General features: G+C 74.3%; 11 protein-coding genes. 4 read left to right on the top strand and 7 right to left on the bottom strand.

The genetic code is table 11. The features are described from left to right. Position 1 precedes the first annotated feature (1 nt). Both yaaA and OG617_RS24275 read right to left on the bottom strand, forming a co-directional pair. Entirely contained in the window at positions 2 to 799 is a 798-nt protein-coding gene (gene yaaA, locus OG617_RS24270) for a peroxide stress protein YaaA (protein WP_405095276.1), read from the bottom strand. Between the two features lie 67 nt (positions 800 to 866). Beyond that, positions 867 to 2,480, bottom strand: a complete 1,614-nt coding sequence (locus tag OG617_RS24275) for a hypothetical protein (protein ID WP_405095277.1) — start codon at positions 2,478 to 2,480, stop codon at positions 867 to 869. A 131-nt stretch (positions 2,481 to 2,611) separates the two neighbouring features. Between OG617_RS24275 and OG617_RS24280 the strand changes: the two genes are divergently transcribed. After that, the gene (locus OG617_RS24280) at positions 2,612 to 3,652 is read left to right on the top strand and encodes an App1 family protein (protein WP_405095278.1); all 1,041 of its coding nucleotides are present in this window, start codon (positions 2,612 to 2,614) and stop codon (positions 3,650 to 3,652) included. A gap of 147 nt (positions 3,653 to 3,799) precedes the next feature. Here OG617_RS24280 and OG617_RS24285 read toward each other — a convergent pair whose 3' ends face one another. Then, positions 3,800 to 5,152 carry a hypothetical protein gene (locus OG617_RS24285; RefSeq protein WP_405095279.1) on the bottom strand — a complete coding sequence of 451 codons (1,353 nt, stop codon included), beginning with the start codon at positions 5,150 to 5,152 and terminating at the stop codon, positions 3,800 to 3,802. Positions 5,153 to 5,328: 176 nt separating this feature from the next. Then, positions 5,329 to 6,825, bottom strand: a complete 1,497-nt coding sequence (locus OG617_RS24290; protein WP_405095280.1) for a M48 family metallopeptidase — start codon at positions 6,823 to 6,825, stop codon at positions 5,329 to 5,331. A gap of 269 nt (positions 6,826 to 7,094) precedes the next feature. Between OG617_RS24290 and OG617_RS24295 the strand changes: the two genes are divergently transcribed. The 3 genes from OG617_RS24295 (at position 7,095) to OG617_RS24305 (ending at position 11,668) form a co-directional block, all read left to right on the top strand. Further along, positions 7,095 to 8,096 (top strand): DUF6346 domain-containing protein, encoded by a 1,002-nt coding sequence (locus OG617_RS24295; protein WP_405095281.1) that lies wholly within the window; start codon positions 7,095 to 7,097, stop codon positions 8,094 to 8,096. Between the two features lie 175 nt (positions 8,097 to 8,271). Continuing rightward, entirely contained in the window at positions 8,272 to 10,296 is a 2,025-nt protein-coding gene (locus tag OG617_RS24300; RefSeq protein ID WP_405095282.1) for a family 10 glycosylhydrolase, read from the top strand. Positions 10,297 to 11,122: 826 nt separating this feature from the next. Then, on the top strand, positions 11,123 to 11,668 hold the full coding sequence (locus tag OG617_RS24305) for a hypothetical protein (RefSeq protein ID WP_405095283.1): 546 nt from the start codon (positions 11,123 to 11,125) through the stop codon (positions 11,666 to 11,668). Positions 11,669 to 12,081: 413 nt separating this feature from the next. On the opposite strand, the gene OG617_RS24310 is transcribed toward OG617_RS24305, so the two are convergent. The 3 genes from OG617_RS24310 to OG617_RS24320 are packed head-to-tail and all read right to left on the bottom strand — an operon-like array spanning position 12,082 to position 18,940. Further along, complete coding sequence (locus tag OG617_RS24310; RefSeq protein ID WP_405095284.1) at positions 12,082 to 14,019, bottom strand: hypothetical protein; 1,938 nt, start codon at positions 14,017 to 14,019, stop codon at positions 12,082 to 12,084. After that, positions 14,016 to 17,753: a vWA domain-containing protein gene (locus OG617_RS24315; RefSeq protein WP_405095285.1), complete on the bottom strand. Its 3,738-nt coding sequence runs from the start codon at positions 17,751 to 17,753 to the stop codon at positions 14,016 to 14,018. Before OG617_RS24315 ends, OG617_RS24310 begins: the two co-directional genes overlap by 4 nt. Beyond that, entirely contained in the window at positions 17,750 to 18,940 is a 1,191-nt protein-coding gene (locus OG617_RS24320; protein ID WP_396680923.1) for an AAA family ATPase, read from the bottom strand. Before OG617_RS24320 ends, OG617_RS24315 begins: the two co-directional genes overlap by 4 nt. Between the last annotated feature and the right edge of the window lie 17 nt (positions 18,941 to 18,957).

Genomic DNA, 18,957 nt, shown 5'->3' on the forward strand with positions numbered 1-18,957 from the left:
GTCACAACTGGGTCACCACGACGTCCACCGCCCGGGGCCGTCCGGCGGTCACCGGCTGTTCCAGGACGGTGTACTTCAGGTCCCGCAGCGCGGTCACCAACTCGCCGGCGCGGCGCGGGCGGGCGCCCTCGGTGAGCAGGTCGCGCACCAGCCGCCCCTTGGTCGCCTTGTTGAAGTGGCTGACCACCGACCGGACCGGCCCGTCGGGGGTGTTCCGCTCGTGCAGCACCCGCACCGTCACCGTCCGTTCGGCCAGCTCGCCGCTCGGCGTCCAGGTCGTCGCGTACGCGCCCGAGCGCAGGTCCAGCACCGCGCCGCCGCCGGCAGCCGCCGCCATCGCCGGGGCCAGCTCCCGCCGCCAGTACGCCGACAGCGCCCCCACCCCGGGCAGTCGCGCCCCGATCGGGCAGCGGTACGGCGGGATGCGGTCGGTGAGCCGCACCGCCCCCCACAGCCCGGAGCTGATCAGCACCGACCGGCGGGCCGCCCGCTGCGCCGCGGGGGGCAGCGTCGCCAGGTCGAGGGCCTCGTAGAGCACGCCGGTGTAGATCCGGCCCGCCGGGGCGGTGGCCGCCCGCTCCAGCCGGGCGTTGCGGCGCAGCTCGCCGGCCAGCCCCGGGGTCAGCCCCAGCGCGTCCAGGGCCGCCGCCTCGTCCGGCCCGGTGCAGAGGCCGACCAGTGCCGCCAGCACCTCCGTGCGGGCCGGGGCCAGCTCGGGCAGGGACAGCCGGGCCGGGTCCAGCCGCCGGCCCGTGCCGGCGTCGGCCTTCCCCTCCGAGGGCGGCAGCAGGATGAGCATCTCGGTCGACTCCTCGGTGCGGCGGCACGCCGGCGCGTGCCGGTCCGGCCAGCGTACGGCCCACCGGTCAGCGCCACGGCCGCACGGCCGTCGCCGGGTGGTACACGCGATAGCCGCCGGCCTCGGCGAGCAGGGCGGAGTCGGCCCCCGCCCCGAGCAGCTCCCGCAGCCGCCGGTCGGCGGGGCCGCCGGCCGCCAGCACGTACCCGGGGCGGTCGGCCCGCCCCACCTGCTGCCAGTACGGCCGGTACCGGTTCTGCCCCGGGGCCAGGTCCCCGTCGAGCACCCCGCAGACCACCGCCTCGGCGGTGTTGAAGACCAGCCGGTTGCAGGTCCAGTACTCGGCGTACACCGTGCGCAGCCCGGCCCGGCGGACCGTGTCGGCCAGCTCCCGTGCCCGCCGCTCCTCCGTCCGCAGCCCGCCGCCGCCGGCCACGAACAGGCCGGTGGCGACCAGCGCGGTGGCGGCCAGCCCGGCCAGCGCGGCGGTGGCCGACGCCCCGGCCAGCCGCCCGACGACCCCTGCCGTGCCCCGCCAGACGCCCACCGCCGCCAGCCACAGCGGCCACAGCGCCACCGGCAGCGAGAGCTGGAGCACCGACAGGTAGCGGGCGTTGCCCAGCGGGTCGGTGCCGGCCAGCGGGCTGCGGACGTACGCCACCAGGGTGAGGCCGGCGCCCGCGACCAGGGCGAGCTGCGTGGCCGGCCCGACCCGGTCGGCGTCCGGCCGGCCGGCGGCCCGCCGGTACGCGACCAGCGCGAGGACCGCGGCGCTCGCCAGCAGCACCGGGTAGAGCAGGCCGAACCACTGCTGCCAGCGGGCGCAGCCGTTGATCTGGCACAGGCCGGTGGCCAGCGGCACCCCCTCCAGCAGCCCGCCGCGCAGCCGGTCGGCCAGCGGCGGCGCCGGCCCGGCGGCGGTGCTGATCCGGCGCAACACCGACAGCGAGTCCTGCCCGGGCGGCGCGCGCAGGTTGTCGACGATCAGCGGCGCCGCCCCGACGAGGAACCCGGCCACCAGCAGCGCCCCCGCCCAGCCCGCCAGCTCCCGGCGGAGCACCCAGGCCAGCAGCAGGCCGGCCACCGCCAGGTACGGCACGATCAGCCAGTCCGACCAGACGGCCACCCCGGCGAGCAGGCCGGCGGCCCCGGCCGCCAGCCGCCGGGCCCCGATCCGCCGGTCGGCCAGCCCCAGCGCGATCAGCAGCACCAACGCCACCGCCGGTTTCACCTCGGGCCGGCCGCCCACCACGGTCAACTGGTCCCGCACCACCCGCTCCGGGCCGAGCGCGAGCAGCCCCACCACCAGCACGGCGCACCACGGCGAGCAGATCCGGCGGGTCAGCCGGTACATCAGCCACGCGAAGATCGCCCAGAGCGCCAGCATCGGCAGCCGGAGCACCGGCCAGCTCGGCCCGGCGACGGCGACCAGCGGCGCCGCCAGGTACGCCTCCAGCGTGCCCATGTAACGCTGCCCGTACAGGAAGACCGGGTGCTCCCGGCCGGCGGCGATGTGCAGGGAGGCCAGGCCGAAGGTCGCCTCGTCGCTGTTCGACCCGGGCAGGGTGAGCAGCGTCAGCGCCAGCCGGTAGCCGAACCCGGCCAGCCCGAGCAGCAGCGCCACCAGCGCCGGCCGGTCGGTCGGGCGCCACCGCCCGCGGTGCTGCACATGTGTCGACACGACCAACGCCCCCGTCGCCGTCCCGACCGGAGTCTGTCACGCACGCGGCCCGGACCGGGGCCGATCGGGGGAGAACCGCCTCGTCCCCGCCTCGCGTGGCCGTCCCCGCCGGGGTGTGGCAGGGTTGCAGCGTGCCACCCACACCCGCGGGCGAACTTGCCGTACCGAACCTGCACCGGGCCGCGCGGATCGAGGACGCCGTGCACAACCTGGTGGAACGCCGGCTGCGGCGCACCGGGTGGCAGACCAACATCATCGCGTACGCCGGATACGGCGCCCCGGGTTGGGCGCGGGTGCTGTGCCGGGTGCTGCTCGGCCGCCCCGACAACCGGTCCGGGCAGCGGCTGGACAAGGTGCGCGGCTGGCGCAGCTTCACCACCCTGCCCGCGAAGCACGTGACGGTCACCATCGAGGCCGGCGGGGTGAAGCACGAGGCGAAGGCCGACCGAAGCGGCTTCGTCGACACCGTGGTCGAGGCCCACCTGACGCCCGGCTGGTCGTCGGTGCGGCTGAGCGTCGCCGACGCCGAGCCGGTGGAGGCGCTGATCCGCGTCCTCGACCCGAACGTCCGCTTCGGCATCCTGTCCGACATCGACGACACGGTCATGGTGACGGCGCTGCCCCGGCCGCTGCTCGCCGCGTGGAACACCTTCGTGCTCGACGAGCACGCCCGTAACGCGGTGCCCGGCATGGCGGTGCTCTACGAGCGGCTCGTCACCGCCCACCCGGGGGCCCCGGTGTTCTACCTGTCCACCGGCGCGTGGAACGTCGCGCCGACCCTGACCCGGTTCCTGTCCCGGCACCTCTACCCGGCGGGGCCGTTGCTGCTCACCGACTGGGGGCCGACGGCCGACCGGTGGTTCCGCAGCGGCCGGGAACACAAGCGGGCCACCCTGGCCCGGCTGTCCCGCGAGTTCCCCGACGTGCGCTGGCTGCTGATCGGCGACGACGGCCAGCACGACCCGGAGATCTACCGGGAGTTCGCCGCCGGGCATCCGGACAACGTGGCCGGGGTGGCGATCCGCCGGCTCTCGCCCGCCCAGTCGGTGCTGGCCGGCGGCCTGCCCGCCCCGTCCGGCAGCTCGTCGTCCGGCCCGGTGGGGCAGAAGTGGCTCTCCGCCCCCGACGGCGCGGGGCTGTGGAAGCTGCTGCGCGACGCCGGCCTGGTCTGAGCCTCCCCGGCACAGCGGACGGGGCCGGTCCCGGCTTGCGCCGCGACCGGCCCCGGGTCCGGGGTGTACTGGTCCCGCTCGCTTCGACGAGGGCCGGCCGGGCGGGTACGGCTGGCTGTGGCGACCTTGGGCGTGGTCGACGGGGTGTCAGGCCACGGGGGCCAGGGTCCGGGCCGGATCGGCGGTGAGGGTGCCGGTGCCAGGGGTGCTGATGGTGCCGGCGGTGAGGTTGGTGACCCGCCAGAGGACGGTGTTGCCACCCGCGCCGACGGTCCACAGGTCGGGCGTGCCGTTGTTGTCGGCGTCGGCGGCGCGCAGGGTGAGGCTCGCGCCGGTGTTCCAGGACGTGGACAGCGCGTAGGGGGTGTAGCTGAGTGCGCCGGTGTCCGGGTCGACCGTGAGGTCGGTCCACAGGTGCAGGGCGCAGGTGGTGCGGTTCCACAGGAACATGGCGGTTCCGCCGGATAGCTGGGCGGTGGCGATCGTCCAGTTGTTCCAGTCGGTGCCGCCAGCGGGGGTGACGGCGGTGGTGTGGAAGACACCCATGTAGGCGCCGGGCGCAAAGAGGCTGGGGTAGTAGGTCAGGTGGTGGCCGGTGCTGGCGCTGCCGCTGGTGCCGATCAGGTCCGGGACCGGGGCGTCGATGCGGCGGGTGTCGCCGGCGTTGGCGAGCTGGAGGGGTTGGTTGCCGTCGGGGTCGAGGAGTTGGCCGGAGTAGATGCTGAACTGGTTGCCGCTGAGGTGGGCCTGAAGGACCGAGCCGTCGCCGTTGGCGGCTAGGACGCTGGCGCCGCCGGGATTGATGCCGGTGGGGTAGTAGACGAGGACGTCCTGGACACCGGTGCCGGTGAACCGGCCGGTGAGGACCTGCGCCCCGTCGAAGTCGGCAGAGGTGTTGTTCCCGACCCCGTTGCCCAGGGCGCCGATGTCGGTCGCGGGGAGGGAGGAGCCGGCGGTGTTGCCGGCGGCGAGCCAGAGCCCGGAGGGCAGGCCGTGCGCCGCGCCCACGGTGAGCAGGTCGGCGACCCCGTCGCCGGTCATGTCACCGTCGACGGCGGGGGCGGCGGGGTTCGAGTTGAACGTGACGTTGGTGGACTCGCCGAAGCTTCCGCCGGAGACGCCGGTCACGGTCAGGGTGTTGGTGAACCGGGTGGGCGCGATCACGATGGTGGCGTTGCCCTGGCTGTCCGCCGCGACGCTGGCCGGCGGGCCGGCATTGAGCTGGTAGACGTACTGGCTCGGGGTGTCGCCGGTGGCGCCCTTGGCGACGGTGAAGGTCGCCGGCACGTGCACCGTCGTGGTCAGGTCTCCCGGGTGGGAGACGGTGGGTGCCCCGGGCGGGGTGGAGTCGAGGTTGACGGCGAGGGCCGAGGGCGCCGCCGCTACCGCCGGCCCGGCGGGAAGTGACGCGGCCCCGCCGGCCGCGACGAGGCCGACGCCGATGCCGGCCGCGATGACCCTGATCCTGGACGTTCTCTCCCGAGGGATGCTTGCGGGCACGAAGGTTCCTCCCCATGTGCGCGTCCGAGTGAGGCGTTGACCTCGTTCGGTGATCACACCAGTGAACCACTCCGTAGGTGTCCGGATGCGCCCTTGGTGACGAGGCGTTGTCCCTTTGGGACCGTCTGTGGTGGTTGGATCTGTGTGACGTTTGTCCATCACTGTCGGTGCCTGATCTAGGGCAGCGCCGGCGTCCGATCGGTGCCCACAAGCGCCGGTGCGGGGACGCCCAGCGCGGCGAGCCGCTCCCGCGCCCGTGGCACGGTGTCGGGGTCGGCGGCCAGCTCGACCAGCTCGCCCAGCGGCAGTTCCACTCCGGAGACGGTGAGCAGCTGCGGCTGCCCCGACCAGGAGTGCCGCCAGAACGCGGCGCCCGAATCGGCCGCTGCCGCCTCCACGGCCCCCTCGAAGGCCGCGCTCAGTGCCCACAGGCCGTCCTCACCGGGCGCGTCGGGAGCGAGCGCGTGGGCCAGCTCGGCGTACCGGTCGGCGGCGAACAGGTCCAGCAGCAGACCGAGGTCCGCCCCGGGTCGACCGGTTAGTTCCGCGGCGGCCTGGAACAGCGGGTGAGCCAGCCCACGGGCGGCCTGGTCGGCCAGCGCCGGCGCGAGCTGGTCCCAGGGCAGCACGCGTAGGCCGGGACGGTCGAAGGTGGCGGCCTGGAGCTTCCGGCCCACCTCGTCCAGGTCCGGGACCAGCACGGCCGCCGGTCGCTCGTCGGCGACCACCTCCTCGTCCGAGGACACGAAACGCAGCGCGGCGATCCGGGCGCCGATCGTCGGGTGCGACTCCCACCAGGCCGGCTCCGTCGCCACCTCGACGCTCCGCTCGGTCAGCTCCGGGCGGCACTCCGTGAGGAATGCGTCGAACCCGCCGAACACGTCCTCCGGCAGGTGATCCCGGTCGTACGCGGGCAGCACGTGCCGCTCCAGGTAGGTGTCCCAGGCGACAGTCACCACCCGCAGCTCGCGCAGGGCGCTGGTCATCGCCTTGCGGCCTGCGGCAGCGACCGCGTACCGGTCCGCCTCGTACTCCATCTGCCGGCTGATCGCCTGCTCCACGGCCACGTACAGCCGGGCGTAGCCGGACAGGACCATGCTGAGCAGGCCGTCCTGGGTGTTCTGGTACGTCTCGACGATCATCATCCGGCCGCGGTGGGCGAGTACCGTGGTCGCGGTGTGCCGGCCCGAGTAGTGGCCCAGCTCGTGCGCCAGCACCGCCCGGAGCTGGTCCACGGTGTACGTCCTCAGCAGCGGCAGCCCGATCACCACGGTGCGCTGGCCGTCGCGCAGGCCGAACAGGGGCGCGTCCTCGCTGACCGCCGCGTTCGTCTGCGCGATGAGCCGAATCTCGTCCGGCTCCCGGGTGCCGACCCGCTCGGCCAGCTCCCGCACGGCCTGCCAGAGCTGGGGCGCCTGCTCCGGGTCGAGCCGTATCCCCTGCGGGGACGGCGGGCGGGCAGTGAGCACCTTGCCGATGGCGACCAGCAGGCCGGCGAGCAGCAGGAAGGCGCTGACGAGCACCAACGGGCGGACGGTGACCGCGCCGTCGGCGTCCCGTTGGGTGCCGTACCCCAGGCCGATGGCGCCGACGGCCACCAGCAGCCCGAGGGCCAGCACGTAGAACCCGACGAGCATGACGACGGACAGCACGGCCCGCATCGACGTCCGCATGCGATCTCCCCCCGCTGCGCGGGACGAGGCTAGCGGCGCCGGGTCACCGCCACAAGGGCCGTCCGGCCGGCTGCGGCGCGATGAGGCCGTGAGACGGATCAGGGAAAGGCGGGACCGTGGGGATCAGGGAGCTGATTCCTCCTGATTATCCTCGGCGGAAGTGCCGTCATCGCCGTCGTCAGGGCCACCCTCGGCGCTCCGACGTACCTTCGGCTGCACCGCCGCGTCTTTCGTGGCGCGGCCGGACGAGAGGCGGCTGGGTGAGCCGGATGGATCAGATGGAGGAGATCCAGCGCGCGCAGATCGCCGCGTACGAGCGGCGCGGACCGTTGCTGGGTCGGCTCACCCTGTTCGCGCAGGCGGTCGGCCTCCTCGCCGGCGTGATCGTGTCGTTCCTCGTCTTCGCCACGCTGGCGAGTCTCTATCCCGGCACCGGGGTGGTGAAGTCCACGCCCCGAGAGCAGCCGGCCGAGGCCACCGTAGGGGACTGCCAGCGGGTTGGGCCGGTGAGCGGCGACGGCCTCGGCTACTGGTGGCGCTGCGCCGTGACGGTCCGGACTCCTGACGGTCGACAGGTGGAGACGGTGGTCGGGCATTCGGTCGTTACCCCCGCCGACCGCGGAAAGCCGGTGGAGTTCCGTGAGGCGTGTTACGCGAAGGGGAACGCCGACTGCAGGTACGGCCGTCCGGTCCTCCGGATCTGGGCCCTCGCGCTGTCGATCCTCGGCATGCTGAGGACCGCCGTATTCCTGCTGCTGATCGTCGGGAGCGGCTTCTACCTGGTGGCGAGCGTGATCGGCGTCCCAAGGTACTTTGCCTGGCTGAACAGTCGGCAGGCGAGAAAGGCCGTGAGCCCGGCGGAGGCTCGCCTGCTGCGGCTGATCCATGATCGTCCTCGTGATGGAGGTGCCGATCACGTTCGCCCCGACGGCGATGAGGTGGGAGAAGAGGCCGGTCCGTCCCTGCGTATCACGTTCTCCTGTCCATCAGGCCCGTTCGCGGATGTGTACCGGTCCACCGGGCCGTGCCTGTCGCTCAACGGGGCCGAAGTACCCGTTCCCGGTTGGGGCATCCACCGGTTCGCGGCGATTGCCGGCCGGAACGCCGTCGAGATCCGCGTTTCCTTCGGTGGCGCCGACGACTTCGCGGTCGCCGGGTGCGACGTCGCGGTCGGAGAGGGCGAGACCGTCGACCTGGACTATCTGGCTCCCAGGGTTCTCGGCATGAAGGGCCAGATTCGGGTGCTCGGGGGTCCTGGGCGTACCGGATGACGCCGCGTCCCGTCGCGCCCGGTCGACGCCCAACTGTTGTTCGCCCCCTGTGCATGGCTTCCGGGACTTCCGGTTGCCACCCCCGCAGCCCGGACCAACCCTCCGCATCTCAGGTACACGGTGGAATTCGTGAAGGATACTTGCGCGACGGCCCGGCAACATTGAAAATTCCTTCGTGCGCAGAGACTATGGTCGATTCCTTTCCGGCGCGGCGCTGACGGTGGCGCTGGCCCTCGGCGTGGCCGTCCCCACGGGCGCCACCGCCTCCCCGCCCACCATGCCGGACACCGTGCCGGTCGCCGCCCAGGCGGCCTGCGTGACCGATCCGGCCACCCCGAAACGGCAGTTCCGGGGCATGTGGATCGCCAGCGTGGCCAACATCGACTGGCCCAGCCGCACCGGGCTCACCCCGGCCGCCCAGCAGGCGGAGTACCGGGGCTGGCTCGACCTGGCCCAGCAGCGGCGGATGAACGCCGTCGTCGTGCAGATCCGCCCCACCGCCGACGCGTTCTGGCCGTCGACCTACGAGCCCTGGTCACACTGGCTCACCGGCACCCAGGGCGGCAACCCCGGCTACGATCCGCTGGCCTTCATGGTGGCCGAGGCGCACGCCCGCAACCTGGAGTTCCACGCCTGGTTCAACCCGTACCGGGTCGCCAACCACACCGACCTCACCAAGCTGACGGCCAGCCACCCGGCCCGCAAGAACCCGGGCTGGGCCGTCGCCTACAACGGCCAGCTCTACTACAACCCCGGCATCCCCGCCGTCCGCGCCTTCGTGCAGGACGCCATGATGGACGCCGTCAGCCGCTACGACCTCGACGCCGTGCACTGGGACGACTACTTCTACCCGTACCCGGGCAGCGGCGGGGGCTTCCCCGACCAGGCCACCTTCGCCCAGTACGGCACCGGCTTCAGCAACATCGCCGACTGGCGGCGCAACAACGTCAACCTGCTGGTCCAGGAGATGCACAACCGGATCCGGGCGATCAAGCCGTGGGTGAAGCTCGGCGTGAGCCCGTTCGCCATCTGGCGCAACGCCGGCACCGACCCGCTCGGCTCGCGCACCACCGGCCTCCAGTCGTACGACGCGATCTACGCCGACACCCGCCGCTGGGTGAAGCAGGGCTGGATCGACTACATCGCCCCGCAGATCTACTGGCACATCGGCCACCCCTCGGCCGACTACGCGGAGCTGGTCCGCTGGTGGTCGGAGACCGTCACCGGCACCGACGTGCAACTCCTCGTCGGGCAGGCCACCTACCGCGCCGGCGCGGCGGGGCAGGACGCGGCCTGGCAGGACCCGGCCGAGCTGACCGACCACCTCACGGTCAACCGCGCCTACCCCCGGGTCGCCGGCGACATCCACTTCAGCGCCAAGGACGTCCGCGCCGACCGGATCGGCGCCGTCTCCCGGGTGGCGGCCGACCACTACCGCCGGCCGGCGCTGGCACCCGCCGGGCTGGGCGGCACCGCGCCCGCCGCGCCGACCCTCACCTCGGCCGTCCGCGGCACCGGCGGCGTGACCCTGAGCTGGCAGCGCGGCGCCACCGGCAGCACCGCCGAGTACGCGGTGTACCGGCTGCCCGGTGACGGCGCGGTCGACCCCTGCGACCTGGCCGACGCCCGCAACCTGCTCGGCACGGTCCGCGCCTCGGGCACCACCGGCACGTTCACCGATGCCACCGCCGCGACCGGCTCGACCTACCGCTACCTGGTGACCGGCCTGGACCGGCTGCACCACGAGAGCCCGGCCAGCAACGCGCGGGTGGTCACCGGCGCCGGCGGCACGTTCAGCGTGATCGTGGACAACGCCACCGCCGGCGGCTTCACCGCCGCGGCCACCTGGGGCACGTCGTCGTACTTCGCCACGCGGTACGGCGCCAACTACCGGTTCGCCGAGCCGCAGGCGGTCAGCGACCCGGCCTGGTTCACCGCGACGCTGCCCGCCGCCGGCTCGTACCGGGTCGAGGTCTGGTACCCGTCCGACTCCGGCTACAACAGCGCCACGCCCCACCTGGTGGCGACGGCCAACGGGACCGTGACGGCCAAGGTCGACCAGCGCACCGGCGGCGGGCAGTGGCGAGTGCTGGGCACCTACGACCTCGCCGCGGGCACGCGCCAGGTCGTCGGGGTCAGCCGCTGGACCAGCACGACCGGGTACGTCGTCGCCGACGCCGTACGCATCACCCGCCTCTGAGCCGACAGAGCAACCTCTCGTACGGTCGAAGCCGTGCCGGCCGTTCGGCCGTAGATGCCCCTCCGGGTGCCTACGGCCGAACGGCCGCCGCCGCATAGGCGTCGACCGGCCCAACCTGTCCGGGATGCCCGTCCGCCTGATGGGGAACAGGCTCGGCGGCCCCTACAGAGCTGCCCCGTCTGAGCTCCCGCCCCGTAAATAGCACAAACGGGGCAGCTCCAGAGGAGACAAAGGCCGATGGCGCTCGACTGCCAGCCACGGAAATCGTCTGTCACGTACCGACATCCCACCCGGTATGTCGCGCCGGTGACCAACAGGCGATCAAGGGACAGCCCATAAAAGCGCGCGGGGCGACGGCGGGGCGTCCCCGTCCGGCTGCGAAGCACCGGTGCAGATCAGCGACGACGGCGTCTCCACCCACCAGCCCAGGCCGGAGACTCGCACGGCTCTGCCGGCCCTGGGTCTCATACTGACCGGAGGATGATCGAGGTCCATACGAGGTTCGGGGAGCGTGTCTCCGTTCGTATCCTGTCCCCGACCGGACCCGGCTTCATCTGGTTGGCAGGCCGATTCAGGCCCAATCGGGACGAGACCGTGAGACGGGTCAGGGCAGCCTGCGCACAGTTCGGGGCGTGATGACCGACGTGCCTCCTCCTCCGGTGGACCTGCAGTTGGACGTGGACGGCGAAACGAGCGACCTCGGCGGGGTCGTGTACGAGTGGCTGGAAGGGGCGTCGGCGCAGCTTCTGCCCGAGCAGCGGAAACGCTGGCGTCCCTCTCGGCCCGGGTCTCCAGGGCGCTTGGGGAACCCGGCTCCACCTTCGGCGTGCTCGCCGTCACCCGAGGCGGGGTCGATGTTCCGCCGAAGATCAGGGAGCGTACCTGTTCGGACACCGGGTTCGGCTGGCTGAAGAAGGAACTCGTAGATCTTCCGGACATGGTGAGTCTGCAGATCGGGACGTTCGACGAGCGGGGGCACCGGGCGCGGCGGCAACTAATACTGAGTGCCCGCACCCATCCGGCGTCCCCCGGGTGGGTGCGGCTTTCGCTGCTCGACAGCGACGAGCGCCTGGACGGCTCCGACGGCAGCCTCGTCGTTCAGCGGGCGTGGCTGGACGTGCTGCACACCTACGCCAGTACGTGGGATTCGGGCTTTGGGCACATCTCGTACAGCTACGGGCTCGGCGCCACGGCGCTGGAGGATTGCCTACCGCCCAGCGCCTATCCCCCGCAGCAGCGCGAACCCGAGCACACCGTCAACGAGTGCCGCCGCTACCTGCGGGGGTACTCGTGGCTGACGATCGTGCCGAAGGAGTTGGTGGGCGGGCTCGGAGGCAAGGAAGCGCTCCGGGCAACCGGGGCGAGGCAGTGAGCGGTGTCTTCGAGTCCCTTGCCCCGGTGCTGCGTCCCGGCCTTCCTGTCTCGACCCCTCGTCGCGAGGGTCAGCCTCCGCACCTGCTGGTCTTCGAGGACGCAGCTGAGCGCTACAGCCAGTAGTGATCTGTCCTGCGGCGGACCAGCGAGGTCGACGTCCGCGACGTGATCCGCGCGTGCGACGACCGGGCGTTCGACACGCTGGACCCGACACGGCGGCGAAGCCGCCGGGCAGACTGCCGGGCACCACGAGGGGGCGACATCCCCTGTCCGGGGCGCTTTGGAGCTGATGTCGTTGACGACATCACCCCCGCCTGATGTCGTTGACGACATCAGCTCCAAAGGACGCGCGAAGGACACCCGCCGCAGGACGAACCACCCACGTGTCCCCATCCCGCTCCACGGCACAGGTCAGAGATCAACCGAGCCTGGGGCGGTCCAGGAGGAGCGGATCAGCTCCCGCTCGGTGGCGGCGAGGTGGGCGGTTGTGGCGAGCCAGGCCCAGGCGTACCGGTCCGGGTCGGGATCGGTACGCCGACCGAATGCGTCCCGCCCGCGCCGGTCGGACTCGTCGGCGAGCGCGGCGGCCACCGCGGCGGCGGTGGTGAAGCCGGCGCGGCGCAGCGTCCCGGTCAGCCCGGCGCCCTCGCCGCGGGCCGCCTCGACCACGGCGCGGCGACCGCCGGAGACGGCCAGCTCCACCAGCCGGCGAACCCGCCACAGCGGGGACTCCGCGACCGCGTCGGCGCCCGCGCCGAGGACCGGTTCGGTCATCGCAGCCGGGTCACGCGGCGGCAGGTGGCCGCCCTGGATCTCGTCGTAGCCGAGGTCCGCCCGGCCGTGCCAGTCCGCCGGCAGCCGGAGCGTCGCGGCGGCACCGGGCACCGGGCCGACCGCGAGCGGGTGCAGCGTGCTGGCCCGGTCCGGGTCCAGCCGGCCGACCACCCGGATCCGCAGGCCCGGCCGGGCGGCGAGCCGCCGCAGGTTGGCCACGTGGGCCAGCAGCGGGTGCGAGTTGACCGGCGCCAGCCGGATCACCGGGCCATCCGGCACCGGCGCCCGCTCCGGTCCGGCGTCGGCGTCGGCGTCGGTGGCGGGGGCCAGTTCGCGGGCCAGCACCTGGTCACCGACGGCACCCACAACCATCAGGTCGCAGCCGACCAGCGCGGTCCCCGCCCGTGCCGGGTCCTCGGGGTCGTCGGCGGCGGCGAACTGGGCGGTCACCACCTCGGCGAGTGGGCGGGCGAACAGTTCCGCCAGCGGCCCGGTGGACCAGTCGGTCTCGGTGAGCGGGCTGGCGCGGACCCCCTTGCCGGCACCGAGCCGGCCGTCCGGGGAAACGGTGGTGCCGGTGATCCGCAGGCCGCCGCGGGCCAGCACCGCATGGTTGACCGCGACCGCGCCCATCTCGGTGACCGCCCGGGCGCAGTCCCGTGCCCGGTCAGGGCCGCCCGGCTTCACGTCGCCGAAGGAGAGCCGGCGCCCGTCGGCGGCGACCAGGTGGGTGACCACCCCGGCGTATCCGTTCGCGCTGATCACCGGCTCCCGGCAGACGCCGTACACCTCCAGCGCTCCGTCCGGCTGGTAGGCCCGCCGGAGGATGCCGACCAGCGCCGGGTCGGGATCGCCGACGGCCAGTCGGCCGGCCACGTACAGCAGATCGTGCAGCACCTCGACCAGCTCGGCCAGCCGGTGGCCGGCCTGTCGTTCCCGGTGGGCGCGCAGGCCACGTACCGTGCGCAGCGCGGCGCTCTCGGCCCGCGGCAGGCCGGCCAGCCGGGCGCCGTGCGCGGCCCGCAGCAGTTCGGCCTGGGGGACCGCGCCGGCGGCCGGCGCGCCGGCGGCGAGCACCGCGGCGGCTGCCCGCCACAGCGCACCGGCGGCGGCCCGTTGCGCCTTCGTCGGTGCCGTGTTCTGGCCGGCACGACCGGCGGCCGATCTCCCGGTCCGCCCCGTCCGGCCGGTTTTCGCGCCATGGCTGTCCGGAGCGGACGACGCGACGGCGGACGCCGGGTCGGGATGGGTGGCCGGGTCGGCGACCGGGCAGGCGACCAGGACCGCGGTCCGGTGCAGACAGCGGGGCGCCAGCAGGCAGCTGCACCGCGCCTGGTGCGCGTCGGTGACCGCGCCGGTCGGTCCGGGCGTCAGGGTGACCAGGGCCTCGGCGCCGCAGTCGACCGACACGCCGCCGTCGACCCGGCCGACCGGTACCCCGGCCAGCCGTCCGACGGTGGCGTCCAGCCGCTTGTGCAGCCGGGGTGGCAGGGCGGCCACCGCCGCGGCGGCGACCTCCGGCAGCACCGGCGGCAACAGGTCGGCCTGCACGGCGGTGGGTGTGCGGTCCGTCAACGTGATCCTCCGCGGATGCGATCGCCCACCCAGCGGGCGAGTTCGAGCGGGCTGAGAGCGGCGACCGGCATCCCGGCCGCGACGAGCTGCTCGGCGACCGGTACCGAATAGCAGGGAACCCCCCTGTCGTTCAGGGCGGCGCAGCCGAGCAGGTGCACGCCGGAGCTGGCCAGGGTGCGGACCTCACCGAGCAGCCCGGCCAGCGGGTAGCCCTCCTCGAAGTCGCTGACCACCGCGACGATGGTGCGGCTCGGCACGGTCACCAGCGAGCGGGCGTGGGCCAGTCCGGCGGCGATGTGCGTACCGCCGCCGACGCGCACCTCCAGCAGCAGCGACAGCGGATCGTCGACCCGGTCGGTCAGGTCGGCCACCTGGGTGGAGAAGGCGAGGAAGTGGGTGGACAGGGTGGGCACCCCGGCCAGTACGGCGGCCGTCAACGCCGACCACACCACCGACGCCTCCATCGAGCCGGACACGTCGACCACCAGCACCAGCCGCCAGTCGGCCTCCCTGCGGGTGCGGGTGTTGAAGACCGGGCGTTCCGGCACCACCACCGTCCGCCCGTCGTGGAGGCGCTGGGTGTGCCGCAGGTTCGCCTGGAGCGTACGGGCGAGGTTGATCCGGCCGCCGGGACGGCGCGACGGACGCGGGTTGGTCAGCCCGGTCAGCGCCGGACGCACCTGGGTGGCCAACTGCTTGGTCAGCTCCTCGACCAGCCGCCGGACCAGTGGCCGCAGCTTGGCCAGGTGCCCCTCCGGCAGGCCACCGGCCAGTGACAGCACCGAGGTCAGCAGCTCCATCGAGGGGCGTACCGCGGCCGGGTCGAGCTCGATTAGCACGTCGGTACGGCCGTTCTCGGCCGCCCGGGCGATCACCTCCTCGCGTACCGCGGTGCCGAAGAGCGCCTCGAGTTCGTCGGCCCACTCGCGCGCGGTCGGGAAGGAGGCTTCCTGGCCGCCTCCGGCCGCCTGGCCGAGGTCGGTGGCGCCCTCGCCCTGGCCCGCCCCGTACAGCTCGTCGAGGGCACGGGCGTAGCGGCGGGCGTCGGCCGGCAACCGGTCGGGTTGGCGGCCGAGCAGCAGCCGCCACCGGTTCGTAGGGGTGAGCTGGGCGGCCGGCGTGTCCGGGCCGGGCTCGGCGTCGGTGGAGCCGGTCGGCGTGTCCGGCCCGGGCTGGGCGTCGGTGGAGCCGCTCGACGGGCCCGGGATCGGTATGTCGCGGGCGATCAGGGCGGCCCGACCGGCCAGGTCGGCGGCGGTCCAGCGGGCCAGCAGCTCGGGCGGGACGGACAGGGCCAGTTCGAGCCGGTCGCCGAGCCGGTCTGCGACGGTGTGCAGCAGGCGGTCCCGGGCCGCTGGGGTGAGCACGTCGAACCCGCCGCGCAGCGCCGGCAGCCGGTCCAGGAACTCGGTGTCGGTGAGCCGCTCGATCCGCTCCAGCAGCGGGTCCAGCGCCGCCGGGGCGGACTGCAGCAGCGGGTGCGCCGCGGTGAGCAGACCCCCGAGCAGCCGGTGCAGGTGCCGCCGGGTGTCCGGGCCGGTCGCCGCGTCGATCCAGCCGGCCACCCGGCTGCCCAGGACCTCCAGGCCGGTCAGGTCGAGCAGCACCCGGGCGGCCAGGGCGGCGCCCTGGATCAGCGGCGAACCGGCCTGGGCCAGGTGGCCGAGGGCCTCGTCAAGGCGCAGGCCGATCCGATCCTCGCCGGCGCGGACCGCGAGGTCGACCAGCGCGGCGGCGTCGGCGATGGCGTCGCTGCCGGCCAGGCCCGGCAGCCCGCGGACCGCCGCGTCCAGCAGCACGACGGCCAGCTCGGCCGCCCGGGCCCGGCCGTCGGCGGTGGTGCCGGGCAGATGCTCGCGGCGCAGGGCCTCCAGCAGGTCCAGGGCGGCCAGCAGCTCGGGCAGCGTGCCGGTGCCCGGCAGCACCACGGTGGCCAGCTCGAGCCGGTCGGTGACCAGCTCGGGCAGGTCGCAACGGGCGGCGTCGCGCAGCCCGGTGAGCAGCTGCGCGGCGGTGGGGCCGCCGTCGGTGGCCTCCCGGCGGAACCGCTCCCGCAGGGTGCCGGCCGCGGCCAGCGCCGCAGTCACCCCGCGTACGCCGACCAGGTCCAGCCGGGCCGCAACGGACGGCGTCCAGGCCAGTTGCCAGCGGGTGGTCAGGGCGGCGCCGTCGCCGGTGCCGGAGACCGCGATCGGCTCGCCGTAGCCGATGCCGCAGATCTGCAGGCGTTGCAGCAGGATCTCCCGCCGCCCGTCCAGCTCGGTGCGCAGCGGGTCCAGCCGGACCTCGCGGGACTTCGGGCTGTCCGGGCTGGGCAGCCGCAGCGCGGTGAGTTCCGCCTCGACGGCGGGACCGAGGCCGGAGCGTGGTGTGCCGGGGGCGATCCGGCCCCGCTCGGCGCCGACCAGCACGGTCTCCAGCGCCCTGGCCAACGCTCGGCCTCGGCCGAGCAGCTCGCCCTGGCCGAGCACGGTGGTCACCGCCTCCAGCACCTCGCCCCGGCCGGGGGCGGGCAGGTTCCGCAGCCGGGCCAGGTCGCCAGCCAGCCGTACCGTCTCGGCGGCCTCGCCGGTACCGGCGGTGTGCCCGGCCGAGCGGAGTTCCCGGCACAGGTCGGTGACCGCCCGGGCGGCGGCGGCCCGGATCCGTTCCGGGTCGCCGGCGGCGGTGAAGACGGACTGCTGCCAGCGCGGGTCGCGGATCCCGGCCGGGTAGCCGGACCGGGAGTCGAGCAGGTCGAACGCGTACGGCACCAGCGAGGTGATCGCCGTGCCGCCGCCGCAGTCGGTGGCGGCCGGCCCGGACCGGACCTTACCGGTCGGGGCGGCGGCGTCGGCCGTGCTGACCGTCCGGGTCGGAGCATCGGCGGCGTCGGTCGACACGGCGGCGGGCAGGGCGGGAGCACCATCGGCGGCGGCCGGTGCGGCGGCGAGCAGGGCCGGGGCGTGGAACGCGCCGATGACGGCGGCCACCCGCCGGCCGTTCGCGCCGGCCTCTGCCAGCACCCGGCGCATGTGCCGCTCGCGGGCCAGGTCCCGGGCCGGTATGCCGTCGCCGCCGGCGCTGTCGGTACGCATCGCCCAGCCGACGCCGAGGGCGGCCCGACGGACCGCCTCGGGCGGGCAGCCCGGGGCACGCACCTCGACCACCCGGTCCCACAGGTCGTCGCCGTCCCGGCCGGTGCCGCTGGCGCTGAGGGCGGCGGCGTAGCCGGACCGGCGCAGGCCGGGCACCGGCTCACCGGCGTCCGGGTCGCCACCGGCGGTCGGCTCGGAACCGGCGGTCGGGTCGGAGTCGGTGGCCGGGTCGATGCTGTCGGCGCTCCAGCCGGGGTCGGTCAGCGGCAGGTCGCAGCAGACCACTTCGACGCCGCGCTGTCGGGCCCAGCGGATCGCGGCCAGTTCCGGGGAGAAGTCGGCGAACGGGTAGAAGCCCGTCGGCCCGTCCTCGCCGTGGCTGCCGACCAGGGCCAGCGGGGCCCGGGCGGCCGGGTCGGAAAGGTACGGCAGCCAGCGCTGGAAGTCGGCTGGCAACTCGATACAGACCACCTCGGCCGCGGCGGCGTCGAGCAGCGCCGGGACCACCGCCGCCAGGGCCGGGCTGTGATGCCGCACCCCGATCAGGTACGGCCGGACCGCACCGGCGAGCGCGTCGACCACGGCTCGCGGGTCGGCCGGCGTCGGGTCGGCGGTCGGCGGAGCCCCACCGGGCGACGTGCGGGATACGGTCGTCACCGCAGGTTCTCCCGCAGGTCCCAGAGCCGGCGCCACATCGCCGAGCCGTCCTCGGCGCGGCGGCGGACCGGGCCGTCCCAGTAGCCGAGCAGCCGGGCGTGGTCGTTCTGGTCGTCCTTGCGGACCACGCCGAGCAGGTGCCCGGGCACCAGGTCGAGCGCGTCCCCGCCGGGCAGGTACGCGGCGGCCAACCCGAGCGACGCCGCCACCTGCACCGCCTCGGCGGTGGACATGACAGTGCCGGGCCGTTCCACGTCCCAGCCCTCGCCCGACCGGCCGGAACGCAGGTCGCGGAACACGGTGACCAGGGCGTCCAGCACCGCGTCGTCCACGGTGTAGGCCGCGCCGGCGCGCTGCACGGCGGCGGTGGCCTGCCGGCGGACCAGGTCGGTCTCGGTATCCACGTCCGAGATCGGGTGGATGGTCTCGAAGTTGAACCGGCGCTTGAGGGCCGAGGACATCTCCGACACGCCCCGGTCCCGCAGGTTGGCGGTGGCGATCACGGTGAACCCGGGTGCCGCGCGGATCAGGCCGTCCTCGGTGCCGCTCAGCTCCGGCACGTTCATCCGCCGGTCGGACAGGAGGGACACCAGCGCGTCCTGCACCTCGGGCAGGCAGCGGGTGATCTCCTCGATCCGGACCACCCGGCCGGTACGCATCGCGGTCAGCACCGGCGAGTCGACCAGCGCCTGCGGGGTGGGGCCCTGGGCGAGCAGCAGGGCGTAGTTCCAGCCGTACCGGAAGGCGTCCTCGATGGTGCCGGCGGTGCCCTGCACGGTCAGCGCGCTGGTGCCGCAGACCGCGGCGGCCAGCAGCTCGGACAGCATGGACTTGGCGGTACCGGGCTCACCGACCAGCAGCAGGCCCCGCTCGCCGGCCAGGGTGACCACGCACCGCTCGACCAGGCTCCGCTCACCGACGAACTTCGCCGGGATGGTCATGCTGGCCGGCAGTTCGGTGTCGGCCGGGCCGGTGCGCCGGCCGGCGGGCAGCTTCAACGCCTCGCCGTCGCTGCCCTGGATGAAGGTGACCACGGCGCGCGGGGTCAGCGCCCAGCCCGGCGGCCGGGCCCCGTCGTCGTACGCGGCCAGGAAGGCCAGCTCGTCGGCGTACCGCTGTTCGGCGGAGAGGACCTGGGCGGCGATCTCCGCCGCCACGGCGGGGCGGACGTGTTCCGTCACGGTCACTGGTGTTCCTCGATCTC

This window comes from Micromonospora sp. NBC_01412, assembly GCF_045040215.1.
Classification (GTDB): Bacteria; Actinomycetota; Actinomycetes; order Mycobacteriales; family Micromonosporaceae; genus Micromonospora; species Micromonospora rubida.